This is a genomic window from Bizionia paragorgiae, assembly GCF_900107625.1.
Classification (GTDB): Bacteria; Bacteroidota; Bacteroidia; order Flavobacteriales; family Flavobacteriaceae; genus Bizionia; species Bizionia paragorgiae.
The window spans coordinates 59,507-67,202 of the sequence record NZ_FNQK01000019.1; the positions used below are offsets into that span (position 1 = coordinate 59,507).

8 protein-coding genes are annotated in these 7,696 nt (G+C 34.9%); 4 read left to right on the plus strand and 4 right to left on the minus strand.

Translation table 11 applies throughout. The features are described from left to right. Positions 1-135: 135 nt before the first annotated feature. The 4 genes from BLV64_RS12475 (at position 136) to BLV64_RS12490 (ending at position 5,029) form a co-directional block, all read left to right on the plus strand. A complete protein-coding gene (locus tag BLV64_RS12475) occupies positions 136-1,023 on the plus strand; it encodes a PNPOx family protein (protein WP_092136053.1) in 888 nt (295 codons plus the stop codon). Further along, complete coding sequence (locus BLV64_RS12480) at positions 1,016-1,444, plus strand: PAAR-like protein (RefSeq protein WP_092136055.1); 429 nt, start codon at positions 1,016-1,018, stop codon at positions 1,442-1,444. The genes BLV64_RS12475 and BLV64_RS12480 overlap by 8 nt, the downstream gene beginning before the upstream one ends. Positions 1,445-1,874: 430 nt before the next feature. Beyond that, the gene (locus tag BLV64_RS12485; RefSeq protein WP_092136057.1) at positions 1,875-4,028 is read left to right on the plus strand and encodes a prolyl oligopeptidase family serine peptidase; all 2,154 of its coding nucleotides are present in this window, start codon (positions 1,875-1,877) and stop codon (positions 4,026-4,028) included. An 83-nt stretch (positions 4,029-4,111) separates the two neighbouring features. After that, complete coding sequence (locus tag BLV64_RS12490; protein WP_092136059.1) at positions 4,112-5,029, plus strand: ABC transporter ATP-binding protein; 918 nt, start codon at positions 4,112-4,114, stop codon at positions 5,027-5,029. Here the strand turns inward: BLV64_RS12490 and BLV64_RS12495 are convergent. The 4 genes from BLV64_RS12495 to BLV64_RS12510 form a co-directional block, all read right to left on the minus strand. Beyond that, positions 5,013-5,474 carry a GreA/GreB family elongation factor gene (locus BLV64_RS12495; RefSeq protein WP_092136061.1) on the minus strand — a complete coding sequence of 154 codons (462 nt, stop codon included), beginning with the start codon at positions 5,472-5,474 and terminating at the stop codon, positions 5,013-5,015. The genes BLV64_RS12490 and BLV64_RS12495 overlap by 17 nt on opposite strands. Next, a complete protein-coding gene (gene mtgA / locus BLV64_RS12500; RefSeq protein ID WP_092136063.1) occupies positions 5,461-6,156 on the minus strand; it encodes a monofunctional biosynthetic peptidoglycan transglycosylase in 696 nt (231 codons plus the stop codon). Before mtgA ends, BLV64_RS12495 begins: the two co-directional genes overlap by 14 nt. Beyond that, positions 6,153-7,274, minus strand: a complete 1,122-nt coding sequence (locus BLV64_RS12505) for an NAD(P)/FAD-dependent oxidoreductase (RefSeq protein WP_092136065.1) — start codon at positions 7,272-7,274, stop codon at positions 6,153-6,155. Before BLV64_RS12505 ends, mtgA begins: the two co-directional genes overlap by 4 nt. 92 nt (positions 7,275-7,366) lie before the next feature. Beyond that, positions 7,367-7,696 (minus strand): T9SS type A sorting domain-containing protein (locus BLV64_RS12510; protein WP_143034166.1); only part of this gene is annotated, 330 nt, incomplete at its 5' end.

A 7,696-nucleotide genomic window follows, 5' to 3' on the forward strand; every position in this document is an offset into this window, starting at 1 on the left:
TAGAAAAAACAACCATTAAAATTTTTGAGACCACTAAATAATAATGCATGCTGAAAAAAATAAAGTTATAGAAACTAAAAAAAACAGCTTGGAAAATTTTAAAAATACTTTAGATATTTATTTTAAAAATCGATAATGGAAAAAAAAATAGCTCATACTAAAGAAGTTCTAAAACTTAACGGAGAACGTACAACTCGTTTTTATACCGCAGAGATTATTAATGAAGTTTTACAAGACAAAAACCACAGCAAAACGAGTATAGCATTTGGCTTTAACCTCACCTACTTAGGGATGACTAATGAAAAATCGTTGCTTTTCAAATTCAATGTAGATTACCGTTACTTTTTAAACGACAAATTTAGTGCTATAAAAAAACTAAATAAGGCGCAAAAAATAGCAGCAACCGTTGCTGTTATTAATAACACTTTAGATTTTAAACTAACCAAGACGTTTAAGCTCTTGGAAGTTACAAATACAGACGATATTAGAATAAAATGGATTGCTGTAAAAAGAGAACTCTTAAAAAAACATCCAGATCTTGAAACTATGACCAAAGATTTTGATTGGCAATTGCAGGAAGAAAATATTCAACAAATATATTTAGAAGATAATTTCTACAATTTTTTATTCTCAAATATATTTTATCACGAATTTGAAAAAGGCAATCCTTTAATTCAAAAAAAAACTATTGCAAATGGTATAGGCAATATAAACATCCCAATTATAGAAGAAAAAAACATATCAAAACAAAATCGTGCTTTTACTAACGTTACAATAAGCACAACAGCAAAAATAGATATAGATAATAATACGTTTCCATTAGCAAAACTAAATGCTTTTATAGGCGACTTACCAACAACAAAAGGAGAACAGTATAATTTAGATTTTAATTACAAAGGACACTACATTATTGCGCCAGAATTAGGATTAGTAACCCAAGCAACACTAAATTATGAGTTTGACATTAAAGACCTCTATAAAAAAATCACAACAATAACCTTTAACTTAGAAAATAATGAGTAGTAAAATATATGTTTTAGATGGTGCATTATTAGAGTGTAATCAAGGTTTTACACCTGCAAAATTGTTGGTTACAGAAAATAAAAAAGTGAAAATACAAGGCCAGTTTAAGGCTACAGATATGGACGTACAAGTCCCTCAAACTTTTGGACAATGCAAATTAAAACCTAATGGAAATAGTTACCGTCCCTGTGTACCAGCTTTGCAAAAATGGACTAAAACAACAAAAAAATCGAACTTAGGTGGCTCTAAAAAATGGTTGTTTAACGACTCCGAGTGTATGTGTACTACAGGCGGTAAAATTACCATTACAGATACCACACAATTAAATTTAGCAGGAAGTGTAAAAGAAGAATTTAAAAATATTGCTATGACTATCCCTGGTGCTATGATGGGTAATGACAAAGCTCCTAAAGTGGTCTAAACTTTTTAGATGGACACAAAATAAACTAAAAGAGGCCAACAAATAGCAATTAAGAGTCAAAGCGTATTTATAATTATAAACCTAATATTATAATGCTAAAGGTTTTAGAGAAAGAAACACCTATTAAACCTCAGAAATAATTTACTAACGACACCTGTTTTGGACAGAATAATATTATTGTGAATCCTAAAAAAAGTCCAAGTTGCTCATATAACAGGTGACGAAAATAATAGTATCGCTTTTCAATTAAAAAATCCTAAATCCCAATAAAAGGCAACCTTTTTATCTATTTTATAACGGTTTATATAAGCCTTATTAATCAATACTAATGCCCATTCATTATAAACAAAAGCATTAAAAAAGAGTGCACTTACCTAAACCAAGCGCTTTTTTCGTTATTTTTGAGATCACTCAATAAACACATTGTATAATGAAGAAACTAGCACTTTGCTTATTAACCTTTTCAATGATTATGTCTTGTAAAAACGACAAGCAGGAAGAAAAAAAAGAAATTACTGTAAACTACCCAGTAACTAAAAAAGTAGATACTGTTTCTAACTATTTTGGTACGGAAATAAAAGACCCATACCGCTGGTTGGAAGATGATAAAAGTGACGAAACTGGTGAGTGGGTTACCGAACAAAATAAGGTAACATACGGCTATTTAGACAATATTCCTTACCGAGAAAATTTAAAAAACCGTTTAGAAACACTATGGAATTACGAAAAAGTAGGCGCTCCGTTTAAAAAAGGTGACCATACGTATTTCTATAAAAATAATGGAATTCAAAACCATTATGTAGTCTATAAAAAAGTGGGCGATCAAGATCAAGTTTTCTTGGATCCTAACACCTTTTCTGAAGACGGAACAACATCTCTAGCGGGATTAAGCTTTACCGAAGATGGTTCGCTTGCAGCCTACTCTATTTCTGAAGGAGGTAGCGATTGGAGAAAAGTAATCGTTATCAAAACGGAAACTAAAGAAGTTATTGAAGATACACTTCAAGATATTAAATTCAGTGGCGTATCATGGAGAGGTAACGACGGGTTCTACTACTCTAGCTACGATAAACCTGAAGGTAGCGAGCTATCGGCTAAAACAGACCAGCATAAAGTCTACTACCACAAATTAGGAACACCACAAAAAGAAGACCGAGTGGTATACGGTGCAACTCCAGAAGAAAAGCACAGATATATTACGGCTTCGGTAACTAAAGATCAAAATTACGTGTTGCTTTCGGCAGCAGTATCAACGTCTGGAAATAAATTATTTATTAAAGATTTAAAAAAATTAGATGCCCCTTTAGTACCTATAATCAACAACACAGATTCTGATACGCGTTTAATTGAAAACGTAGGGAGTACACTGTATTTATATACTAATCTAAATGCGCCTAATGGAAAAATAGTGACTGTTGATGCTTCTAACCCTTCAGCAGAAAATTGGAAAGACTTTATCCCAGAAACTAAAAATGTATTATCAATTTCTAAAGGAGGAAATTATTTCTTTGCCGAGTATATGGTTGATGCCGTCTCTAAAGTATCACAATATGATTATGACGGTAAATTAATCCGCGACGTTGAATTACCAGGAATTGGAACAGTAGGGTCGATTGGTGGTGATAAAGAAGAAAAAGAGTTATACTATTCTTTTACGAACTACAACACACCAAGTTCTATTTATAAATTTAATGTAGAAACAGGAGAGTCTGTAGAGTACTGGAAACCTGCTATCGATTTTAAAAGTGACGATTTTGAGTCTAAACAAGTTTTTTACACCTCTAAAGACGGCACGAAAATCCCTATGATTATAACCTACAAAAAAGGGATTACCTTAGATGGTACTAACCCAACGATGCTTTATGGTTACGGAGGATTTAATATTAGCTTACAACCTAGCTTTAGCACAATTAATGCCGTGTGGTTAGAGGAAGGCGGTATTTATGCTGTTGCCAATTTACGTGGTGGTGGTGAGTATGGTAAAGAGTGGCATAAAGCAGGAACGCAAATGCAAAAACAAAATGTATTTGATGATTTTATCGCTGCTGCGGAATACCTTATCGATAATAAATATACAAACTCTAAGCGTTTAGCTATTTCAGGACGTTCTAACGGAGGTTTATTAGTTGGTGCTATAATGACACAACGACCAGAATTAATGGCTGTAGCCTTACCTGGTGTTGGTGTATTAGACATGTTACGTTACCATACCTTTACTGCTGGTGCGGGATGGGCATACGATTATGGTACGGCTGAAGACAACAAAGAGATGTTCGAGTATTTATTAAACTACTCGCCTGTGCATAACGTTAAAGAAAATACAGAATACCCTGCAACCATGGTATTAACAGGAGATCATGATGATCGTGTGGTTCCAGCACATAGTTTTAAGTTTGCTGCCGAGTTACAAGCTAAGCAATTTGGGACCAACCCAAGATTAATTAGAATTGATGTAAATGCAGGTCACGGAGCAGGAAAACCGGTAAGTATGCAAATTCAAGAATGGGCAGATATTTTCGGATTCACCTTTTTCAATATGGGATACGACACCTTACCAAGTGCGTCTAAAGAGACCACAAAATAAAAAGGGTTCCCTAATATAAATTACTAAACCGCTTGTTTTTCAAGCGGTTTTTTTATTCCTATTTTTACATTTAAATTCTTGCCATGCTACAGGTACAACATCTTACTTTCGGCTACACCAAACAGCCTATTTTAACAGACCTTAATTTTTCTGCTCAACCAGGCGAGTCTATTGCTGTCATTGGGGAAAGCGGTTCCGGAAAAAGCACACTACTAAAATTAATTTATGGTGAATATGATTTAGACAATGGATCTCTAACTTGGAAAAACGAAGCCATCCTTGGTCCGAAATACAACTTGGTGATAGGATACGATTTCATGAAATATGTTGCCCAAGAATTCGAATTGATGCCTTTTATAACAGTCGAAGAGAACATTGGAAAACACCTGTCTAACTTTTACAAAACCCATAAAAAAGAGCGCACTGCCGAGCTCTTGGAAGTCGTTGAACTAACAGCATTTGCTAAAACGAAAGTGAAGTTATTGAGTGGCGGACAAAAACAGCGCGTGGCTTTAGCCCGAGCATTAGCCAAAGCACCAGAATTAATTTTACTTGACGAGCCGTTTAGTCATATCGATAATTTTAAAAAACAATCGTTAAGACGCCGTGTTTTTAAATACTTAAAAGAGAATACTATTACCTGTATTGTAGCGACACATGACAAGGAAGATGTCTTAGGATTTGCCGATAGAATTTTGGTTTTAGACCACGCTAAAATAGTAGCTAACAACACACCTGAAGTCCTTTATAAAAACCCCGAATCGGCTTTGGTAGCTTCCTTTTTTAGTGAATTTAGCATCATTAACAAAGACATTGTCTATGCCCATCAATTGCGGGTGGTAAACCAATCTCCCTTTAAGGCCAGTATTTTAAACACGTATTTTAAAGGTGCTTATTACTTACATCAAGCGGATTTAGAGGGGAATTTAGTGTTTTTCGAACACCCTTCGGCTTTAAAAATTGGAAAAACTGTCTCCTTACAGATTACAACACTTGAGTAATCCGACTTGTTACACCCCTAAATTCAATACAATCTCCAACGGTCTTACTCATTAGCAGTTGCCCAATAGGTGTGCTTGGAGAAATGGCATAAAACACAGCGTTATTCACTTCAAAACGACCTGCACTTACAGCAATAAAATAGTTGACTTCCGATGTATAAACAACACTCCCTAGTCGTATCGTTTCACTAGTTGCCTTTACATCTATTTTAGACAGGTGTTCTTGTAGTTTTTGAATTTCGGCTAACTGCTGTCCTGCTTTTTCACGTTCTAATTGAAGCATTGCGCGACCTGTTTCGTGCTTATCTCCTGCACTACTTTTAGTTTCTGAAGTTAAGGAGTGCTGAATCTCGACAATAGTATGTTGAATCGTCTGGCGTTTGGTTTCTATAAAATCCGCACACAAGTCATACAATGCTATTTTCTCGGAGCTAATTTGATTCATTCTTGGCTTTAAATTGAAGCGGGCCAAAATAGCCCATCTGTTTTACAATCCATTGTTTCCTACCCTGAATATAAGTAGAAGCGGGTTGTGCGCGATACTTTAGTGGGTTAGGTAATATTGCAGCGATTGCTGCCGCTTCATATTGATTTAATTGGGCTGCCGATTTTTGAAACCAAAATTGAGACGCTGCCTCTGCACCGTAAATACCATCTCCCATTTCAATACTGTTTAAATACACCTCTAAAATGCGTTCTTTACTCCAAATAGTTTCAATTAAAAACGTGAAATACGCTTCCAATCCTTTACGCAGCCAACTGCGTTGTGGCCATAGAAAAACATTTTTTGCTGTTTGCTGACTAATAGAACTAGCACCTCGAATTCGCTTTCCTTTTTGATTGCGATCAAATGCTTTTTGAATAGCCTCAATATCAAAACCCTTATGGTTTAAAAAATTTTGATCCTCACTACAAATCACAGCTAATTGTAAATTTTTAGACATCTTATCTATAGGCACCCAGTCGTGTTGCCATAGGTTTTTATTAGTTGTTTCGTTCTCAAAATACCGAATCACCATAAGCGGGGTTACCGGTACCGGAACAAATTTATAAAGGACAACGACAGCTACCGACAGGCCAAAACACCAAAATAATAGTTTAAATAAAAATCGAAATATCCGTTTCATCTTGTGGTTAAATCTGCTAATTCTTTACCTATTAAGCTTCCTATAGCGATGCCCATACCGCCTAATCGTACGCCGCAATATACATTATTGCTCACTTGTTTTAACATTGGTTTTTTCTTATTTCCAACACCCATAATACCACTCCAGCGGTAGTCAATCTCATAAGGTGTTGTGGGTAAAATTACCGTTCTTAATAATTCCTCAAGTTTATTTTGTATTACAGGTGTTTGTCCGAATTCGGTCGTTTCCTCTGTCTTAAAATCCAAATGCCTACCGCCACCAAAGAGCACTCTGTTATTTATATTTCTAAAGTAATAATAACCTTTATCTATATGAAAGGTGCCTTTAAAATGTAAGTTGGAAATGGGCTTAGTGATTAATACTTGGGCACGCGCTGGTTTAACGTGTTCTGTGTGTAATAGCTGCGAAGCGAATCCGTTGGTTGCAATACACACTTTTTGTGAATCGAAAGTGAATCTATTGGTTTGTATTTGCACAGAATTCCCGGAATCGCTAAGGGCTTCGACTGTCACATTATTTAATATTTTAATACCCAAGGATTGCACCTTTTGTAATAAGGCTGTCATTAATTTTCCGGTATCCAACTGCCCTTCAAAAGCATTATACACATAGTTATTTTTAATCGTTTTAAATCCGAAGCTATTCTCCTTTAATGAAAACACAGGAGCGTTAAACACGGGGTATAAAAGTTTATTAATAGTATCTCTTTGATCCAAACAATTCACAAAGGTGTCCGTCTCACTTTGCATAAACAATTCATATCCCCCGTAATGTTTATAACCAATAGTTTCCTCTCCTAAGGTCTGTTTTAATAGATTTAATCCGCTCACTCTTTGCTTGACTAGTGCTAAGACCTCTTCTTCTGTATGATGTTTTAAATCGTCCAAAATCTCACTTAAACTCCCAAAACAAGCAAATCCGGCATTTTTAGTACTTGCTCCTTGTGGCATAACCCCCTGTTCTATAATTAAAACAGTTGCCTTTGGATATTTCCTTTTTAAATATAAAGCACAGCTTAACCCAACTATACCACTTCCAACAATGGTGTAGCTAGTATTTGTTAACCAACTTTTCCGTTCCCAATACGATAAATTCATAGCACTAATTTAGGGTTTTTACAGTTCATATATAGCCATAAAAAAACTCCGAAATGACTTCCGGAGTTTTATAGTATTAAAAGAAGTTGAAATTATTCAACGATAATCTTTTTAGTAAAGGTTCTAGAACCGTCATTTACATTTAATAAATACATTCCAGATTCAACATTCCCTAAATTAATAGTTTCATTGAATGCTCCTGAGTTGTTATATCCTTTAGTGTAAATTGAACGTCCTCGAATATCAAATAACTCTAAAGTTACGTTATTAGATTCCGACTTAAATTTCACATTAAACTCACCATTGTTAGGGTTTGGATAGATAGAGAAACTGTTTTCTAAAGCGAAATCGTCAGTACCTAAAGTAGTTGTACATAATTCGATAGACCAGTCGTTTATTGTTCCTGTATTGCCTCCTGCAAA

What these genes read in the sequence shown, in the direction of transcription:
- BLV64_RS12475 (WP_092136053.1), top strand. Translation starts at nt 136, where the DNA reads ATGGAAAAAAAAATAGCTCATACTAAAGAAGTTCTAAAACTTAACGGA.
- BLV64_RS12480 (WP_092136055.1), top strand. Translation starts at nt 1,016, where the DNA reads ATGAGTAGTAAAATATATGTTTTAGATGGTGCATTATTAGAGTGTAAT.
- BLV64_RS12485 (WP_092136057.1), top strand. Translation starts at nt 1,875, where the DNA reads ATGAAGAAACTAGCACTTTGCTTATTAACCTTTTCAATGATTATGTCT.
- BLV64_RS12490 (WP_092136059.1), top strand. Translation starts at nt 4,112, where the DNA reads ATGCTACAGGTACAACATCTTACTTTCGGCTACACCAAACAGCCTATT.
- BLV64_RS12495 (WP_092136061.1), bottom strand. Translation starts at nt 5,474, where the DNA reads ATGAATCAAATTAGCTCCGAGAAAATAGCATTGTATGACTTGTGTGCG.
- mtgA (WP_092136063.1), bottom strand. Translation starts at nt 6,156, where the DNA reads ATGAAACGGATATTTCGATTTTTATTTAAACTATTATTTTGGTGTTTT.
- BLV64_RS12505 (WP_092136065.1), bottom strand. Translation starts at nt 7,274, where the DNA reads ATGAATTTATCGTATTGGGAACGGAAAAGTTGGTTAACAAATACTAGC.